Here is a 19,170-nt window from a genome sequence, read left to right as displayed (position 1 = left end):
AGTTACTTAACGAGTTCACCATTCGATTTGAAGAAACGTACTTTCTTACCGTCTTCAAATCGGAAACCTACACGATCCGCCTTGCCAGTAGCAGGGTTAAAGATCGCCACATTTGATACTTGAATCGCAGCTTCTTTCTCTACGATGCCACCAGTGATACCCAGTTGTGGGTTTGGCTTGGTGTGCTTCTTAACGAGATTGATGCCTTCAACAACTACCTTGCCGGTAACCAGTACGCGAGTCACTTTGCCACGCTTACCTTTGTCTTTACCGGTCAGTACAATCACTTCGTCTTCACGACGGATTTTTGCTGCCATTTTGAAGCTCCTTACAGTACTTCTGGTGCCAGCGACACAATCTTCATGAATTGCTCAGTACGCAGTTCACGTGTCACAGGTCCAAAGATACGAGTACCAATCGGCTGCAGGTTGTTGTTCAGAAGAACAGCTGCATTCCGATCGAAGCGAATGACAGAACCGTCTGGACGACGTACGCCTTTCTTAGTACGGACTACCACCGCGTTATACACATCACCTTTCTTCGCTTTAGCGCGAGGAATGGCTTCTTTAACAGAAACCTTGATGATGTCGCCGATACCGGCATAACGACGATGAGAGCCACCCAAGACCTTAATACACTGAACTCTGCGAGCGCCACTGTTACATGCGACGTCCAGAGTCGATTGCATTTGGATCATTTTAAGTGCTCCGCTATCGTTACTTCACAAACCCCTGTTCGGGGCATTAACTAACCATTTCGGTCCGAAAACAGACAAAAATGGCGCGCAAGTATAACACCGTTAAATTTGAAAGAACAGTGCTAAAAACAAACGGCCCCGAAAAGGGGCCGTTTTTCTTTCCAGGCTAAAATTAAGCCTTAGAAACTACGTCTACCAGGGTCCAGGACTTGGTCTTGGACAGAGGACGACATTCGCGAATGGTCACGATATCGCCTTCGTTGCACTGGTTCTGCTCGTCGTGGGCGTGGATCTTGGTTGTACGCTTGATGAACTTACCATAGATTGGGTGTTTCACCAGACGCTCAACAGCCACAGTAATGGACTTGTCCATCTTGTTGCTGGTCACACGACCCTGCAAAGTACGGATTTTGTCAGACATTATGCACCCGCCTTAGAAGTAATAATGGTCTTAACACGCGCAATGTTACGGCGCACTTGCTTCAGCTGGTGAGTTTGAGCCAGCTGGCCAGTGGCGTGTTGCATACGCAGGTTAAACTGCTCACGCAGCAGACCAAGTAATTCAGCGTTCAGTTCTTCAACGCTTTTTTCTCTCAGTTCGCTCGCTTTCATTACATCACCGTCTTAATTACAAAGGTAGTCTTGATAGGCAGTTTGGCAGCGGCCAGACCGAAGGCCTCACGGGCCAACTCTTCGGACACGCCATCCATCTCATAGAGCACCTTACCAGGCTGAATCTGGCATACCCAGTATTCAACGTTACCTTTACCTTTACCCATACGCACTTCGAGAGGCTTAGCGGTAATTGGCTTGTCAGGGAAGACACGGATCCAGATCTTACCTTGACGCTTAACATGACGTGTCATTGCACGACGCGCAGACTCGATCTGACGGGCTGTCAGGCGACCACGGCCAACAGCTTTCAGACCAAAAGTACCGAAACTTACTTCAGTACCTGCAGCCAGACCACGGTTGCGGCCTTTGTGCATCTTGCGGAACTTCATACGTTTTGGTTGCAGCATTGCCGGCTCTCCTATTTACCACGAGGCTTGCGCTTAGGTTGCTGCTGTTTCGGCTCTTCTACCTGAGGCAGCATGCCGTCCAGAACTTCACCTTTGAAGACCCAAACTTTAATGCCGATCACACCGTAGGTGGTGTGACTCTCAGAAGTAGCGTAGTCGATATCAGCACGCAGTGTGTGCAGAGGCACACGACCTTCACGGTACCATTCGGTACGCGCAATCTCAGCGCCGCCGAGACGGCCACTAACTTCAACTTTGATACCTTGTGCACCGATGCGCATGGCGTTCTGTACAGCGCGCTTCATAGCACGACGGAACATTACGCGACGCTCCAGCTGTTGGGCGATAGAATCGGCAACCAGCTTAGCGTCCAGCTCAGGCTTACGGATCTCAGCGATGTTAATTTGGGCAGGAGTGCCAGAAATCTTGGCAACTTCAGCGCGCAGTACTTCAACATCTTCACCCTTCTTACCAATCACAACGCCTGGACGGGCAGTGTGGATGGTAACGCGGATGCTTTTCGCTGGGCGTTCAATCACGATCTTGGAAACTGATGCGGCTTCCAGTTTCTTTTCCAGAAACTTACGCACTTCCCAGTCGCTGTGCAGGTTATTTGCATAATCTGACTTATCGGCGTACCAGGTAGAGATCCAAGGCTTGGTGATACCCAGACGGATACCATTAGGATGTACTTTCTGTCCCATTGCTCTCTATCTCCTAGCGATCTGATACAACCACAGTGATGTGGCTGGTACGCTTGATGATACGATCAGCACGGCCTTTGGCACGTGGCATGATGCGCTTCATAGTTGGGCCTTCGTCAACGAAAACCTTGGCGATTTTCAGATCGTCAATGTCAGCGCCTTCGTTGTGCTCGGCGTTGGCGATAGCAGAATCAACGACTTTCTTAACCAGTACGGCGGCCTTTTTAGGGCTGAAAGTCAGAATCTCCAGGGCCTTGGCAACAGGCAGACCGCGGATCTGATCAGCGACCAGGCGAGCCTTCTGAGGCGACGTACGGGCAAAACGATGTTTAGCTAAAACTTCCATCTTAAGTCTCCCGTATTAGCGCTTCTTCGCTTTCTTATCAGCAGCGTGGCCGCGATAAGTGCGAGTTGGTGAAAACTCACCAAGCTTGTGACCAATCATTTCGTCAGTAACGAACACAGGTACGTGCTGACGCCCATTATGGACAGCGATGGTCAACCCAATCATTTGTGGGATGATCATAGAGCGGCGAGACCAAGTCTTGATAGGCTTTTTGTCACCGGCTTCCACCGCTTTCTCTACCTTCTTCAGCAAGTGCAGGTCGATAAATGGACCTTTCTTGAGAGAACGTGGCATGGCGAATCCTCTTAATTACTTAGTACGACGACGTACAATGTACTTGTCGGTGCGTTTGTTGCTGCGAGTCTTGTAACCCTTGGTTGGAACACCCCAAGGAGTTACTGGGTGACGGCCACCAGAAGTACGGCCTTCACCACCACCGTGTGGGTGATCTACTGGGTTCATGGCAACACCACGAACTGTTGGGCGTACACCTCTCCAACGCTTGGCACCAGCTTTACCCAGCTGACGCAGCATGTGTTCGGCATTACCCACTTCGCCCAGAGTAGCGCGGCAGTCTACAGGCACTTTACGCATTTCGCCGGAGCGCAGACGCAGAGTGGCGTATTCGCCGTCACGAGCTACTACCTGAACGTAAGCACCAGCAGAACGAGCGATCTGGGCGCCTTTACCAGGCTTCATTTCCACAGCGTGAACAACAGAACCCACAGGGATGTTGCGCAGTGGCAGAGCGTTACCGGTCTTGATGTCTGCATCAACGCCAGAAACGACTTTGTCGCCAGCCTGCATGCCTTTGGCAGCCAGGATGTAACGACGCTCACCGTCGGCATACAGCACCAGAGCGATGTTGGCGGTACGGTTTGGATCGTACTCCAGACGCTCAATCTTACCTGGGATACCGTCTTTGTTACGCTTGAAATCGATCAGACGGTAGTGTTGCTTGTGACCACCACCAACGTGACGGGTAGTGATACGACCAGTGTTGTTACGACCACCGCTCTTGGACTTCTTGGCCAGCAGGCCAGCGAAAGGCTTGCCCTTGTGCAGATCGCTGTTAACGATCTTAACAACGCCACGACGACCTGGAGAAGTAGGCTTACACTTAACAATTGCCATGGGTGTTCTCCTTACGCTTCAGCGCCAACGAAGTCGATGTCAGCACCGGCAGCCAGAGTCACATAGGCTTTTTTCCAATCGCTACGACGGCCTACACGGGCACCGTGACGCTTGGTTTTGCCTTTGTTGATCAGGGTGCGCACACCAGCAACTTCAACTTCGAACAGTTTCTCAACGGCAGCTTTGATTTCACTCTTGGTGGCATCGATAGCTACACGGAAAACTACAGTGTTGGTCTTCTCAGCAACCACGGTGCTCTTTTCAGAGATGTGTGGTGCCAGGATAACTTTCAGTAAACGCTCTTCGCGGATCATGCCAGCATCTCCTCGATTTGCTTCACAGCGTCAGCAGTTACCAGAACCTTGTTGAACGCGATCAGGCTTACTGGATCCAGACCTGCTACGTCACGCACGTCAACCTTGTACAGGTTGCGGGCAGCCAGGAACAGGTTCTCATCAACTTCTGCAGTCACAATCAGCACGTCTTCCAGGTCCATAGCTTTCAGCTTGGCCTTCAGCTCTTTAGTTTTAGGAGCTTCAACGGCGAACTGTTCAACTACAACCAGACGCTCTTGACGTACCAGCTCGGACAGAATGCTCATCAGAGCGCCGCGGTACATCTTCTTGTTTACTTTTTGGCTGTGATCTTGGGTTTTAGCAGCGAATGTTACGCCACCACCACGCCACAGTGGACCTTTGATACCGCCGGCACGAGCGCGACCGGTACCTTTCTGGCGCCATGGCTTTTTGCCAGTGCCAGTGATTTCAGCGCGAGTCTTCTGAGCACGAGTGCCCTGACGCGCGTTCGCAGCGTAAGCTACAACTACCTGATGAACCAGTGCTTCGTTAAAGTCACGGCCGAAGGTAGTCTCGGAAACTTCAAGAGCGCGAGAGGCGTCTTTCAATACCAATTCCATTACTATCTCCTCAGACCTTATGCTTTAACAGCTGGCTTGATGATCAGGTCGCCGTTAGTAGCGCCTGGAACGGCACCCTTAACCAGCAGCAGGTTACGCTCAACATCTACACGTACTACGTCCAGATTTTGAGTGGTAACGCGCTCAGCGCCCATATGACCTGACATCTTTTTGCCTTTGAATACACGACCTGGCGTCTGGTTCTGACCGATAGAACCGTTAGCGCGGTGTGACAAAGAGTTACCGTGAGTCATGTCCTGAGTACGGAAGTTCCAGCGCTTAACACCGCCCTGGAAGCCTTTACCTTTGGATTGACCAGTCACGTCAACTTTCTGAACGTCAGCGAAGATCTCTACATTCAGCTCAGCACCAACTTCAATGCCTTCGCCTTCACCTTCGCCCAGACGCATTTCCCACAGACCACGGCCGGCTTCAACGCCTGCCTTGGCAAAGTGGCCAGCTTCTGGCTTAGTAACGCGATGGGCTTTTTTGGCACCAGTTGTAACTTGAAGTGCGCGATAACCGTCGTTTTCCAGAGTCTTCACCTGGGTTACGCGGTTGGCTTCTACTTCGATTACAGTAACAGGGATAGACACGCCATCTTCGGTGAAGATGCGGGTCATGCCCACTTTACGACCAATAAGACCGATAGCCATCTCTACAAACCTCTTATAAGGATCTCTGTTAACCCAAGCTAATCTGGACATCAACGCCAGCAGCGAGATCCAGACGCATCAGTGCGTCAACGGTTTTCTCAGTTGGCTCAACGATGTCAACCAGACGCTTGTGAGTACGCAGTTCGTACTGGTCACGAGCATCTTTATTAACGTGCGGAGAGATCAAAACGGTGAAACGCTCTTTGCGAGTAGGCAGTGGGATAGGACCACGAACCTGAGCGCCAGTGCGCTTAGCAGTTTCAACGATTTCCGCAGTGGACTGATCGATCAAACGATGATCAAATCCTTTCAAGCGGATACGGATTCTTTGGTTCTGCATTGACCAGAGCTCCTAAAATGAACACATAAAAAATCACCCTCTAGCCATTTCCCATCCGGGAAAGACAGAGCGAGATGATTTAACCGTTCGACCCCCAATCGGGGTCGCTGTAGTAGTTACCATGGCTTAAAGCCCGGTCAACTATGTCGCTAACCTGAGTTTGCGAGCGGCTTATTATACACGGCCGGCAGGCAGGATCAAGTCAGTTGCGCAATTCGTCGACAGTTTTCTGTCGTAACGTAAGTAGCGGGGCATTATACGGACTTTTGCACAAATTGCCAGCCTTTTATGCACAGCGCCAAACTCTGCTGAATCCCAATAAAAAAGGCGACCCTGAGGTCGCCTTCTTCCAAGTCTACGAGATTACTCGTGGATCTTGGCTACTACACCAGCACCTACTGTGCGGCCGCCTTCACGGATAGCGAAGCGCAGGCCTTCGTCCATCGCGATTGGGCAAATCAGGGTTACAACCATCTTGATGTTGTCGCCTGGCATTACCATCTCTACGCCTTCTGGCAGTTCGATGGTACCGGTCACGTCAGTTGTACGGAAGTAGAACTGTGGACGGTAGCCTTTGAAGAATGGAGTGTGACGACCACCTTCTTCTTTAGACAGTACGTATACTTCTGATTCGAACTTGGTGTGTGGCTTGATGGTGCCTGGCTTGGACAGAACCTGACCACGCTCAACTTCATCACGCTTGGTACCACGCAGCAGGATACCGCAGTTCTCACCGGCACGACCTTCGTCCAGCAGCTTACGGAACATCTCAACGCCGGTACAAGTAGTCTTGGTGGTATCTTTGATACCTACGATTTCTACTTCTTCACCAACTTTGATGATACCGCGCTCTACACGACCGGTTACTACAGTACCACGGCCAGAGATAGAGAATACGTCTTCGATTGGCATCAGGAATGCTTTGTCGATAGCACGCTCTGGCTCAGGGATGTAAGAATCCAGGGCCTCGGCCAGCTCGATGATCTTGCCTTCCCATGCAGCGTCGCCTTCCAGCGCTTTCAGAGCAGAACCCTGAATTACTGGCAGGTCATCACCTGGGAAGTCGTATTCAGACAGCAGTTCACGAACTTCCATCTCTACCAGTTCCAGCAGCTCTTCGTCATCTACCATGTCACACTTGTTCATGAACACGATGATGAAAGGTACACCTACCTGACGAGACAGCAGGATGTGCTCACGAGTCTGTGGCATTGGGCCGTCAGTCGCAGCTACTACCAGGATAGCGCCGTCCATCTGGGCAGCACCGGTGATCATGTTTTTAACATAGTCAGCGTGGCCTGGGCAGTCTACGTGGGCGTAGTGACGAGTAGGAGTGTCGTACTCGATGTGAGAGGTGTTGATGGTAATACCACGCTCACGCTCTTCTGGGGCGTTGTCGATCTGAGAGAAGTCCTTCGCCTCACCACCGTAGGTCTTAGCCAGTACGTGAGAGATAGCAGCGGTCAGAGTGGTTTTACCATGGTCAACGTGACCGATGGTGCCCACGTTTACGTGGGGTTTAGTACGTTCGAATTTAGCTTTAGCCACGATATATTCCTTTCTTTTCAGAAATACCCGTCAATACGAGCGGGCAATATCAGTTAATATAACAGTTACACCCTTGCTGGACATCAGCTGCGGGCTTCAATAACTGCCTTTGCTATGTTCTGCGGCGCGTCGGCGTACTTAAAGAACTCCATGGAGTATGACGCACGACCCTGAGTTGCAGAGCGCAAATCAGTCGCATAACCAAACATTTCAGACAGAGGCACCACGGCATGGACTATCTTAACGCCACCGACGCCATCGTCCATACCTTCAATCAGACCACGACGACGGTTCAGATCACCTACTACGTCACCCATGTAGTCTTCAGGGGTAGTTACCTCTACCTTCATGCAAGGCTCGAGCAACACAGGGTTCGCCTCGAGCGCGCCCTTTTTGAAGCCCATTGAACCTGCAACTTTGAAGGCCATTTCGTTCGAGTCCACATCGTGGTAGGAGCCATCGAACAGGGTGACCTTCACGTCCAGCACAGGGAAGCCGGCGAGTACACCGTTCTTCATCTGCTCCTGGATACCCTTGTCAACGGCAGGGATGTATTCCTTGGGAACCACACCACCCACGATTTCGTTGACAAATTCATAGCCGGCGCCATCTTCGTTGGGCTCGATACGCAACCAGACATGACCAAACTGGCCACGACCACCGGATTGACGTACGAACTTACCTTCGGCTTCGACCTTGGCACGGATAGTTTCGCGGTAAGCCACCTGAGGCTTACCCACGTTACACTCGACGTTAAATTCGCGACGCATACGGTCAACGATAATGTCCAAGTGTAGCTCACCCATACCAGAAATCAGAGTTTGACCAGACTCAGCGTCAGTCTCAACCCGGAAAGACGGATCTTCAGCAGCCAGCTTTTGCAGCGCGATACCCATCTTGTCCTGGTCGGCCTTGGAGCGCGGCTCCACGGCAATCGTGATCACAGGCTCTGGAAACTCCATACGTTCCAAGACCACCTTATTGTCTGAATCACACAGGGTATCACCCGTAGTAACTTCTTTCAGACCAATAGCGGCGGCAATATCACCGGCACGTACTTCTTTGAGTTCAGTACGATCGTTGGCGTGCATCTGCACGATACGACCAATACGCTCACGCTTTTGCTTGACCGAGTTGTACACGGAAGCGCCGGATTCCAGCACACCGGAGTACACACGGATAAAGGTCAAGGTACCCACGAATGGGTCAGTAGCAATCTTGAATGCCAGTGCGGAGAAAGGCGCGTTGTCGTCAGCGTGACGCTCAACTTCTTTCTCGTAATCATCGATACCCTTAATGGCGGGCACATCGACAGGAGCTGGCAAGTACTCAACAACGGCATCCAGCACTGCTTGCACGCCTTTATTCTTGAAGGCACTGCCACAGGTGGCCAGAACGATTTCGTTGTTGATAGTACGCTGGCGCAGTGCGGCCTTGATTTCAGCTTCGGTCAGCTCGCCTGTTTCCAGGTACTTTTCCATCAGCTCTTCAGTCGCTTCGGCGGCACTCTCTACCAGGTACTCACGCATCTCAGTGGCTTTATCCAGGAGATCCGCAGGAATATCTTCATAGGTGAAGGTCATCCCCTGGTCCGCTTCGTTCCAGTTGATGGCTTTCATCTTGATAAGGTCAATCACGCCTTTAAAGTGTTCTTCCGCACCAATGTTCAATTGGATAGGGACACAGGTCGCACCCAGACGCTTACGGATCTGGTTGCATACGCGATCGAAATCAGCACCGGCACGGTCCATCTTGTTAACGAACACCATGCGTGGCACGCCGTACTTGTTGGCCTGACGCCATACAGTCTCTGACTGAGGCTCAACGCCTGAGGCGCCACAGAAAACCACGACGGCACCGTCGAGTACGCGCAAAGAGCGCTCTACTTCAATGGTGAAGTCAACGTGTCCGGGGGTGTCGATGATGTTGATGCGGTGTTCGGTGAACTGAGCGTCCATACCGCGCCAGAAGGTGGTTACGGCAGCCGAGGTAATGGTAATACCACGTTCCTGCTCCTGAACCATCCAGTCAGTGGTCGCGGCACCATCGTGTACTTCACCGATTTTATGAGACAGGCCAGTGTAAAACAGCACACGCTCGGTGGTGGTAGTTTTGCCTGCATCAACATGAGCACAAATACCGATGTTACGGTAACGCTCAATGGGAGTTGTACGAGCCACGATAATAATCCTCTATACCGGAAAGGCTTCCGGCAAAATCCGTAGTGGCGAGGACAGCCGAGGCTGTCCTCGCCATTTTTATTACCAGCGGTAATGAGCGAACGCTTTGTTCGCTTCGGCCATGCGGTGAACGTCTTCACGTTTCTTCACTGCAGTGCCTTTGTTGTCGGATGCATCCAGCATTTCGCCGGCCAGACGCAGAGCCATAGATTTTTCACCACGCTTACGAGCAGCTTCAACCAACCAGCGCATCGCCAGAGCGTTGCGACGTACTGGACGGACTTCACAAGGAACCTGGTAAGTAGAACCACCAACACGGCGGGACTTAACTTCAACAGAAGGACGAACGTTGTCCAGAGCAGCTTCCAGGATCACCAGGTGATCGGCGCCTTTCTTCTCGGCAACTACATCCAGAGCCTTGTAAATGATTTTTTCAGCGACGGACTTCTTACCGTCTTGCATAATGACGTTGATGAACTTAGCCAGCAACTCACTATTGAACTTTGGATCAGGCAGGATCTTGCGCTGACCTACTACGCGACGTCTTGGCATAACAATTCTCCGTATGCTTCAGGTATTTCCAAAACTGGAAGTATTAAAAAAAAGCTTGGCCTTACTTAACGGATAACCATTAAGACTTAGGACGCTTGGCACCGTACTTAGAACGAGCCTGGCGGCGAGCGTTCACACCAGCACAGTCCAGAGCGCCACGAATGGTGTGATAGCGAACACCTGGCAGGTCTTTAACACGACCGCCACGGATCAGGATCACACTGTGCTCCTGCAGGTTGTGGCCTTCACCGCCGATGTATGAAGTAACTTCAAAACCGTTGGTCAAACGCACACGAGCTACTTTACGCAGTGCAGAGTTTGGTTTCTTAGGGGTGGTGGTGTACACACGAGTACAAACACCACGCTTCTGTGGGCACGCTTCCAGCGCTGGCACGTTAGTCTTGTCGACTTTAGGTGCACGTGGCTTACGTACCAACTGATTTACAGTTGCCATTTATTGCTCCGTTTAGTTGAAAAAGCTCAACGTAAGGGTGTAAAAATCTAATCCCACAGTAGTGGGACGCGGAATTTTAGAAAGGTCGAGGCAAACTGTCAAGAAATAGCCAACTATTGAGGCCTTATGGACACAAAAAAGGCGCCCGAGGGCGCCTTTTTTACAGAGTGGTAACTTACTCCTGGCTTCCGGCCAGATTCAGCAGGTCCGCCAGGTTCTGCTCAGCTTCGCTGGCAGTAATGGTCGGAGCCGCAGTTTCTTCACCGGCAGCACGCGCCTTGGCGCGATTCTTGTGGTAAGCGAAACCGGTACCGGCTGGGATCAGACGACCCACAATCACGTTCTCTTTCAGACCACGCAGGTTGTCAGACTTGCCGCCAACAGCTGCTTCGGTCAGAACGCGGGTGGTTTCCTGGAACGAGGCCGCAGAGATGAAGGACTCAGTCGCCAGAGACGCCTTGGTAATACCCAGCAGTTCGCGTTCGAACTTGGCTGGCAGCTTACCGGCAGCTTCCAGATCGCGGTTGGCAATCTTCACGCGTGCCACTTCTACCTGTTCACCTTCCAGGAACTCGGAATCACCGGCCTGGGTGATGATGCACTTACGCAGCATCTGGCGAATGATCACCTCGATGTGCTTGTCGTTGATCTTTACACCCTGCAGACGGTAAACGTCCTGTACTTCGTTCACGATGTAGTTGGCCACGTTGTGGATGCCACGCAGACGCAGAATGTCATGGGCTGACTCTGGGCCGTCGGCGATAACTTCACCACGCTCAACCTTTTCACCTTCGAACACGTTCAGGTTACGCCACTTAGGAATCATTTCCTCGTAAGCATCGCCACCGTCATTCGGGGTGATAACCAGACGGCGCTTACCCTTGGTTTCTTTACCGAAGGAGATAGTACCGCTGATTTCGGCCAGGATCGCAGGCTCTTTCGGACGACGGGCTTCGAACAGGTCAGCAACCCGTGGCAGACCACCGGTGATGTCGCGGGTCTTGGACGATTCCTGAGGAATACGTGCCAGGGCGTCACCCACGCTGATCTTGGCGTTGTCGTCCAGGTTCACGATCGCGTTGCCTGGCAGGAAGTACTGCGCAGGAACGTCTGTGCCTGGGATAGTCAGGTCGTTGCCGTTGTCATCTACCAGACGAACTGCTGGACGCATTTCTTTACCGGCAGAGGTACGCTGACCCACGTCCAGTACCACGATTGAAGACAGACCGGTCAGTTCGTCGGTCTGACGGGTAATGGTTACACCGTCAATCATGTCTACGAACTTAATGCTACCCGCCACTTCAGTGATGATTGGGTGAGTGTGCGGATCCCAGTTCGCAATGATCTGGCCGGCATTCACCTCAGCACCTTCTTTGGTGTCGAGCACGGTACCGTATGGTACCTTGTAGCGCTCTTTCTCACGACCCAGCTCATCAATGATGGCCAGCTCAGAAGAACGAGACACGATAACCAGTTTGCCGTCGCTGTTGGTAACGTACTTGGCGTTGTGCAGCTTCAGGGTACCGGCGTTCTTCACCTGTACGCTGTTTTCGGCAGACGCTCGAGACGCCGCACCACCGATGTGGAACGTACGCATCGTCAGCTGTGTACCTGGTTCACCGATTGACTGAGCGGCAACCACACCGATGGCCTCACCCATGTTGATGATGTGACCACGGGCCAGGTCACGGCCGTAACACTTGGCACACACACCAAAGTCGGTTTCACAGGTAATTACCGAGCGAACCTGTACTTCGTCAACGCTGTGCTGTTCGAGCTTGTCACACCAGGCTTCGTCCAGCAGAGTGTTGCGAGGTGCCAGCACTTCGTCAGTACCTGGGTACATCACATCTTCGGCAACCACACGGCCCAGCACGCGCTCACGCAGCGGCTCAACCACGTCACCACCTTCAATCAGCGGCTTCATGGACAGACCTTCGGTCGCGCCACAGTCGTCTTCGATGATCACCAGATCCTGAGCCACGTCTACCAGACGACGAGTCAGGTAACCGGAGTTCGCTGTCTTAAGTGCGGTATCCGCCAGACCCTTACGGGCACCGTGGGTAGAGATAAAGTACTGGAGTACGTTCAGACCTTCACGGAAGTTCGCCACGATGGGCGTTTCGATGATGGAGCCGTCTGGCTTGGCCATCAGACCACGCATACCCGCCAACTGACGGATCTGAGCGGCACTACCCCGTGCGCCTGAGTCGGCCATCATATAGATGCTGTTGAACGACTTCTGCTTTTCTTCTTCGCCATGACGGTTGATCACTGTCTCGGAAGACAGGTTTTCCATCATCGCTTTGGACACCTTCTCGTTGGCACTTGCCCAGATGTCGATGACCTTGTTGTAACGCTCACCGGCGGTTACCAGACCAGACTGGAACTGCTCCTGGATCTCGATAACTTCGGCTTCGGCATCGGCCACCAGAGAGTATTTCTCTTCTGGGATCACCATGTCGTTGATACCCACAGAGGCACCGGAGATGGTGGCGTACTGGAAACCGGTGTACATCAGTTGGTCAGCGAAGATAACGGTATCTTTCAGACCCAGCTGACGGTAACAGGTGTTCAGCAGCTTGGAGATCTGCTTCTTGCCCATGTCCTGGTTAACCAGGTCGAAAGACAGACCGGCTGGCAGGATTTGAGACAGGATGGCACGACCTACAGTGGTGTCCACGATACGACGCTGCTTGGTACGCTCACCGTTTTCACCAATGATGGTTTCGGTAATACGTACTTTCACGCGGGCGTGCAGCTCGGCAGCACCTACGCGGTAAGCTTTTTCAGCTTCAGCAACAGACTCGAACGCCATGGCTTCACCGCGACCGTTTACACGCTCACGGCTGATGTAGTACAGACCCAATACCACGTCCTGAGACGGAACGATGATTGGCTCACCGTTGGCTGGCGACAGGATGTTGTTGGTAGACATCATCAGCGCACGGGCTTCCAGCTGAGCTTCCAGAGTCAGAGGTACGTGTACCGCCATCTGGTCACCGTCGAAGTCGGCGTTGTATGCCGCACACACCAATGGGTGCAGTTGGATTGCCTTACCTTCAATCAGTACAGGTTCGAACGCCTGAATACCCAGACGGTGCAGTGTTGGTGCACGGTTGAGCATCACTGGGTGTTCGCGGATCACTTCATCCAGTACGTCCCATACCTCGGCAACTTCACGCTCTACCATCTTCTTGGCGGCTTTGATGGTGGTGGCCAGGCCACGACCTTCCAGCTTGCCGTAGATGAAGGGCTTGAACAGCTCGAGAGCCATTTTCTTCGGCAGACCGCACTGATGCAGACGCAGAGTAGGACCTACGGTAATTACCGAACGGCCTGAGTAGTCAACGCGTTTACCCAGCAGGTTCTGACGGAAACGACCTTGCTTACCCTTGATCATGTCGGCCAGGGACTTCAGAGGACGCTTGTTAGAGCCGGTGATGGCACGGCCACGACGGCCGTTGTCCAGCAGCGCATCCACAGATTCCTGCAGCATACGCTTTTCGTTGCGTACGATGATGTCTGGCGCAGCCAGATCCAGCAGACGCTTCAGACGGTTGTTACGGTTGATCACGCGGCGATACAGATCGTTCAGATCCGAAGTCGCAAAACGACCGCCGTCCAGCGGAACCAACGGACGCAGATCCGGTGGCAGAACTGGCAGCACTTTCAGGATCATCCACTCTGGCTTGTTGCCAGAGGTGTAGAAGGCTTCAATCAGCTTCAGACGCTTGGTCACTTTCTTGCGACGGGTCTCTGAGTTGATAGAAGGCAGCTCTTCGCGCATCTGCTCGATTTCTTTCTCGAGGTCGATGGCACGCAGCAGATCCAGTACGGCTTCGGCGCCCATCTTGGCTTCGAATTCGTCACCGTATTCTTCCAGCGCATCCAGGTAGTTTTCTTCGGTCAGCATCTGACCGCGCTCCAGGCTGGTCATGCCTGGCTCGATTACTACGTAAGATTCAAAATACAGCACGCGCTCGATGTCACGCAGTGTCATATCCAGCATCAGACCGATACGGGACGGCAGTGACTTCAAGAACCAGATGTGGGCAACTGGGCTGGCCAGTTCGATGTGACCCATGCGCTCACGACGCACCTTGGTCTGGGTAACTTCAACGCCACACTTCTCACAGATAACACCGCGGTGCTTCAGACGCTTGTACTTACCACACAGACACTCGTAGTCCTTCACAGGACCAAAGATACGGGCACAGAACAGACCTTCACGCTCAGGCTTGAAGGTACGGTAGTTGATGGTTTCTGGCTTTTTAACTTCACCAAAAGACCATGAACGGATCAGGTCAGGCGAAGCCAGACCAATCTTGATACCTTCAAACTCTTCGGTCTTACCCTGCTGTTTCAGAAACTTTAATAAGTCTTTCACGTTTCTCTCCTGAAGGAGTTAAACCAGGTGCCCGTCCCTGCAGACGGGACACCGTGTTAATTGCCAAACGCGCTTGGCGCCCTGTTACTCTTGATCCAGCTCGATGTTGATACCGAGCGAACGGATCTCCTTCAGCAGTACGTTGAAGGACTCAGGCATACCAGGTTGCATCTGGTGGTTTCCGTCCACGATGTTCTTATACATCTGTGTACGGCCGTTCACGTCATCGGACTTAACAGTGAGCATTTCCTGGAGGGTGTACGCAGCACCGTATGCTTCCAGGGCCCACACTTCCATCTCACCGAAACGCTGACCACCAAACTGGGCCTTACCGCCGAGTGGCTGCTGGGTAACCAGACTGTAAGAACCGGTAGAACGGGCGTGCATCTTGTCGTCGACCAAGTGGTTCAGCTTGAGCATGTACATGTAACCTACAGTTACTTCACGCTCGAAGGCATTACCAGTACGACCATCAAACAGACGCAGCTGACCAGAAGTCGGCAGGCCAGCGAGTTCGAGCATCTGCTTGATCTCTTTCTCTTTGGCGCCGTCGAACGCTGGAGTCGCAGTTGGCAGACCATCTTTCAGGTGCTTGGCCAGGCGGATAACTTCTTCGTCGGTAAAGGACTCGATATCCACTTTCTGCTGGGTTTCACCCAGATCGTAAGCCTGCTTGATATAGCCACGCAGCTCGGCCACTTCACGCTGCTCTTCGAGCATGGCTTGAATGCGGTTACCGATACCCTTGGCAGCAGCGCCCATGTGAACTTCCAGAACCTGACCGATGTTCATACGAGATGGTACACCGAGTGGGTTCAGTACGATGTCCACAGGGTTACCCTGCTCGTCGTATGGCATATCTTCGATAGGACAGATCTTGGAGATCACACCCTTGTTACCGTGACGACCGGCCATCTTGTCACCAGGCTGGATGGTACGCTTAACCGCCAGGTAAACCTTAACGATCTTGAGTACGCCTGGAGCCAGGTCATCGCCCTGGGTGATCTTGCGACGCTTGTGCTCAAACTTCTTGTCGAAGTCGGCTTTCAGCTCTTCATGCTGTTCGGCCAGTTGCTCAAGTTCAGTCTGCTTGGTCTCGTCATCGATAACCTGAGTCAGCAGTTCCTTGCGTGGAATGGCATCCAGCTGGGCCTGAGTGTAACCACCGGCAAGCAGCAGGTTACGGGCACGGCTCAGAACGCCTTCTTCGAGGATCTTGAACTCTTCGGACAGGTCCTTACGGGCCTGGGCGATGTGCATCTCTTCGATTTCGATGGCACGCTTGTCTTTCTCAACGCCGTCACGGGTAAATACCTGAACGTCGATTACGGTACCCGTCACTGAGTTAGGAACGCGCAGAGAGCTGTCCTTAACATCAGAGGCCTTTTCACCGAAGATGGCGCGCAGCAGTTTCTCTTCTGGAGTCAGCTGGGTTTCGCCTTTTGGCGTTACCTTACCAACCAGAATGTCGCCACCTTTGACTTCAGCACCGATGTAAACGATACCGGACTCATCGAGCTTAGACAGCGCAGACTCACCCACGTTTGGAATGTCAGCGGTGATCTCTTCGCTACCAAGCTTGGTATCACGGGCGATACAAGACAGTTCCTGAATGTGAATGGTGGTGAAACGGTCGTCTTGAACTACACGCTCAGAGATGAGGATGGAGTCTTCGAAGTTGTAACCGTTCCATGGCATGAACGCCACGCGCATGTTCTGACCCAGAGCCAGGTCGCCAAGGTCAGTAGAAGGACCGTCAGCCAGTACGTCACCGCGCACGATTGGGTCGCCTACCTGACAGCATGGACGCTGGTTGATACAGGTGTTCTGGTTAGAACGGGTGTATTTGGTCAGGTTGTAGATGTCGATACCGGCTTCGCCTGGGCGCAGCTCGTCTTCGTTAACCTTCACCACGATGCGGCTGGCATCAACGTAGTCAATCACACCGCCACGCTTGGCAGCGACTACTACGCCTGAGTCCACAGCCAGAGCACGTTCAATACCGGTACCTACCAGCGGCTTTTCAGAGCGCAGGGTTGGAACGGCCTGACGTTGCATGTTCGCGCCCATGAGTGCGCGGTTGGCGTCGTCGTGTTCAAGGAACGGGATCAGAGACGCTGCGACAGAGATGATCTGTTGTGGCGATACGTCCATGTACTGGATGTCAGAGGCGCGCATAAAGGTAGATTCACCCTTATGACGACAGGCAACCTGTTCTTCCAGGATGCGACCTTCGCCGTCCAGCTCGATGTTGGCCTGTGCAATCACATAGCGGCCTTCTTCGATGGCTGACAGGTATTCAACGTCGTCGGTTACAACGCCATCAACCACTTTACGGTATGGAGTTTCCAGGAAGCCGTAAGAGTTGGTGCGGGCGAAGGTAGCCAGCGAGTTGATCAGACCAATGTTTGGACCTTCAGGGGTCTCAATTGGACACAGACGACCGTAGTGAGTTGGGTGTACGTCGCGGACTTCGAAGCCGGCGCGCTCACGGGTCAGACCGCCTGGACCCAGGGCAGAAATACGGCGCTTGTGGGTTACTTCAGACAGCGGGTTGTTCTGGTCCATAAACTGAGACAGCTGAGAAGAACCGAAGAACTCTTTCACTGCAGCAGAAATTGGCTTGGCGTTGATGAGGTCCTGAGGCATCAGCTCGTTCAGGTCGCCCAGAGACAGACGCTCACGTACAGCGCGCTCAACACGTACCAGACCTACACGGAACTGGTTCTCAGCCATTTCGCCCACAGAGCGGATACGACGGTTACCCAGGTGGTCGATATCGTCCACTTCGTCGTTACCGTTACGGATTTCGATGATCTTCTTCATCACCGCAACGATATCGTCGTTAGACAGTACGCCAGTGCCCACGTCATCGGCAATTTCCAGACGACGGTTGAACTTCATACGACCTACTTTGGACAGGTCATAACGTTCTTCGCTGAAGAACAGGTTCTGGAACAGGGCTTCGGCAGCGTCCTTGGTTGGTGGCTCGCCAGGACGCATCATGCGATAGATTTCAACCAATGCCTCGAGGCGGTTGGTGGTGGAATCGATACGCAGGGTGTCGGAGATGTAGGCACCGTGGTCCAGCTCGTTGATATAGAGCGTGGAGATATCCTTGATACCGGCCAGCGACAGCTGAGCCAGATCTTCCAGACGGATTTCGTTGTTGGCAGTCACCAACACTTCACCGGTATCCGGATCGATATAGTCCTGGGCAGCAATCTTACCAACGATGTACTCAACCGGTACTTCCAGTTCAGTGGTGTTGGTTTTTTCCAGCTGGCGGATATGACGGGCAGTGATACGACGGCCCTTTTCGACCACGATGTTGCCTTCGGCATCTTTGATGTCGTAGCTGGCGGTTTCACCGCGCAGACGCTCAGGCAGCAGCTTCATCACCAAAGAATCTTTCTTGATGGTGAAGTCTACGCGCTCAAAGAAGAGATCCAGGATGTCCTGGGTAGAAAACTCCAGGGCACGCAGGATAATGGTTGCCGGCAGTTTACGACGACGGTCGATACGAACGAACAAAGCGTCCTTCGGATCGAATTCGAAGTCCAGCCAGGAACCACGGTAAGGGATAATACGCGCGTTATACAGCACCTTGCCTGAAGAGTGAGTCTTACCACGGTCGTGGTCGAAGAACACACCGGGAGAGCGGTGCAGCTGAGAAACGATAACACGCTCGGTACCGTTGATAACGAAAGTACCGTTTTCAGTCATCAGAGGGATATCCCCCATGTAGACTTCTTGTTCTTTAATGTCTTTAACCGTGCCGGGAGCGGCTTCACGGTCAAACAATACCATGCGCAGTTTTACGCGCAGGGGGGCAGAATAAGTAACGCCACGGATCTGGCATTCTTTCACATCAAATACAGGCTCACCCAGCTTATAGCTGACATATTGCAGCTCGGAGTTACCGGAAAAGCTCTTGATGGGGAAAACGCTGCGGAAGGCGGCTTCCAAACCGCGCTCACCGGTAGGATCTTGATCGGTGAACTTCTTGAAAGAATCTAACTGAATAGACAACAGGTAAGGGATGTCCAGTACTTGCGGACGCTTACCAAAGTCTTTGCGAATACGCTTCTTTTCAGAATAGGAGTAAACCATGGGTTTCCTCTTGCTTGCGAGATGTGACCAAGACTGAACTAACTCTTTGTTAATCCAGCACGTTTGCCCATCACCGTTGAAGGCAAGAACCTAACCAATAATCACTGCTAGGGACTGC

At 52.6% G+C, this 19,170-nt stretch carries 19 protein-coding genes; all 19 read right to left on the bottom strand.

All coding sequences use genetic code 11. The features are described from left to right. Positions 1-2 precede the first annotated feature (2 nt). The 19 genes from rplX to rpoB all read right to left on the bottom strand — a co-directional run bounded on the left by rplX (position 3) and on the right by rpoB (position 19,052). Positions 3-317, bottom strand: coding sequence for a 50S ribosomal protein L24 (gene rplX / locus K0H63_RS01145; protein ID WP_011758345.1), 315 nt, complete (start codon positions 315-317; stop codon positions 3-5). Between the two features lie 11 nt (positions 318-328). After that, positions 329-697, bottom strand: coding sequence for a 50S ribosomal protein L14 (rplN, locus tag K0H63_RS01140; RefSeq protein WP_011758344.1), 369 nt, complete (start codon positions 695-697; stop codon positions 329-331). Positions 698-869: 172 nt separating this feature from the next. Next, positions 870-1,118 (bottom strand): 30S ribosomal protein S17, encoded by a 249-nt coding sequence (gene rpsQ, locus K0H63_RS01135; protein ID WP_220066373.1) that lies wholly within the window; start codon positions 1,116-1,118, stop codon positions 870-872. Then, a complete protein-coding gene (rpmC, locus tag K0H63_RS01130) occupies positions 1,118-1,309 on the bottom strand; it encodes a 50S ribosomal protein L29 (RefSeq protein WP_011758342.1) in 192 nt (63 codons plus the stop codon). Before rpmC ends, rpsQ begins: the two co-directional genes overlap by 1 nt. Continuing rightward, positions 1,309-1,719 (bottom strand): 50S ribosomal protein L16, encoded by a 411-nt coding sequence (gene rplP, locus K0H63_RS01125; RefSeq protein WP_011758341.1) that lies wholly within the window; start codon positions 1,717-1,719, stop codon positions 1,309-1,311. Before rplP ends, rpmC begins: the two co-directional genes overlap by 1 nt. Before the next feature lie 11 nt (positions 1,720-1,730). Next, positions 1,731-2,423, bottom strand: a complete 693-nt coding sequence (gene rpsC, locus K0H63_RS01120) for a 30S ribosomal protein S3 (RefSeq protein WP_011758340.1) — start codon at positions 2,421-2,423, stop codon at positions 1,731-1,733. A 13-nt stretch (positions 2,424-2,436) separates the two neighbouring features. Next, positions 2,437-2,769: a 50S ribosomal protein L22 gene (rplV, locus tag K0H63_RS01115; RefSeq protein WP_011758339.1), complete on the bottom strand. Its 333-nt coding sequence runs from the start codon at positions 2,767-2,769 to the stop codon at positions 2,437-2,439. Positions 2,770-2,784: 15 nt separating this feature from the next. Then, the gene (gene rpsS, locus K0H63_RS01110; RefSeq protein ID WP_011758338.1) at positions 2,785-3,063 is read right to left on the bottom strand and encodes a 30S ribosomal protein S19; all 279 of its coding nucleotides are present in this window, start codon (positions 3,061-3,063) and stop codon (positions 2,785-2,787) included. A gap of 15 nt (positions 3,064-3,078) precedes the next feature. Continuing rightward, on the bottom strand, positions 3,079-3,903 hold the full coding sequence (gene rplB / locus K0H63_RS01105) for a 50S ribosomal protein L2 (RefSeq protein ID WP_220066372.1): 825 nt from the start codon (positions 3,901-3,903) through the stop codon (positions 3,079-3,081). An 11-nt stretch (positions 3,904-3,914) separates the two neighbouring features. Beyond that, the gene (gene rplW / locus K0H63_RS01100; RefSeq protein WP_011758336.1) at positions 3,915-4,217 is read right to left on the bottom strand and encodes a 50S ribosomal protein L23; all 303 of its coding nucleotides are present in this window, start codon (positions 4,215-4,217) and stop codon (positions 3,915-3,917) included. Next, entirely contained in the window at positions 4,214-4,819 is a 606-nt protein-coding gene (gene rplD, locus K0H63_RS01095) for a 50S ribosomal protein L4 (RefSeq protein WP_011758335.1), read from the bottom strand. The genes rplW and rplD overlap by 4 nt, the downstream gene beginning before the upstream one ends. 17 nt (positions 4,820-4,836) lie before the next feature. After that, the gene (gene rplC / locus K0H63_RS01090; protein WP_011758334.1) at positions 4,837-5,475 is read right to left on the bottom strand and encodes a 50S ribosomal protein L3; all 639 of its coding nucleotides are present in this window, start codon (positions 5,473-5,475) and stop codon (positions 4,837-4,839) included. A gap of 28 nt (positions 5,476-5,503) precedes the next feature. Then, positions 5,504-5,815 (bottom strand): 30S ribosomal protein S10, encoded by a 312-nt coding sequence (gene rpsJ, locus K0H63_RS01085; protein WP_011758333.1) that lies wholly within the window; start codon positions 5,813-5,815, stop codon positions 5,504-5,506. Positions 5,816-6,178: 363 nt separating this feature from the next. After that, a complete protein-coding gene (tuf, locus tag K0H63_RS01080) occupies positions 6,179-7,363 on the bottom strand; it encodes an elongation factor Tu (RefSeq protein ID WP_011758321.1) in 1,185 nt (394 codons plus the stop codon). Between the two features lie 83 nt (positions 7,364-7,446). After that, positions 7,447-9,543, bottom strand: coding sequence for an elongation factor G (gene fusA / locus K0H63_RS01075; protein WP_011758332.1), 2,097 nt, complete (start codon positions 9,541-9,543; stop codon positions 7,447-7,449). An 81-nt stretch (positions 9,544-9,624) separates the two neighbouring features. Continuing rightward, on the bottom strand, positions 9,625-10,095 hold the full coding sequence (gene rpsG, locus K0H63_RS01070) for a 30S ribosomal protein S7 (RefSeq protein ID WP_220066371.1): 471 nt from the start codon (positions 10,093-10,095) through the stop codon (positions 9,625-9,627). A gap of 79 nt (positions 10,096-10,174) precedes the next feature. Continuing rightward, complete coding sequence (gene rpsL, locus K0H63_RS01065) at positions 10,175-10,549, bottom strand: 30S ribosomal protein S12 (protein WP_126169079.1); 375 nt, start codon at positions 10,547-10,549, stop codon at positions 10,175-10,177. A gap of 175 nt (positions 10,550-10,724) precedes the next feature. Next, positions 10,725-14,939, bottom strand: a complete 4,215-nt coding sequence (rpoC, locus tag K0H63_RS01060; RefSeq protein ID WP_220066370.1) for a DNA-directed RNA polymerase subunit beta' — start codon at positions 14,937-14,939, stop codon at positions 10,725-10,727. A gap of 84 nt (positions 14,940-15,023) precedes the next feature. Then, entirely contained in the window at positions 15,024-19,052 is a 4,029-nt protein-coding gene (gene rpoB, locus K0H63_RS01055) for a DNA-directed RNA polymerase subunit beta (protein ID WP_220066369.1), read from the bottom strand. Positions 19,053-19,170: the final 118 nt, after the last annotated feature.

Source organism: Shewanella zhangzhouensis (assembly GCF_019457615.1).
Lineage (GTDB): Bacteria > Pseudomonadota > Gammaproteobacteria > Enterobacterales > Shewanellaceae > Shewanella > Shewanella zhangzhouensis.
The sequence above is the reverse complement of the archived record's forward strand: the minus strand, read 5'-3'. Positions and strand labels throughout refer to the sequence as shown.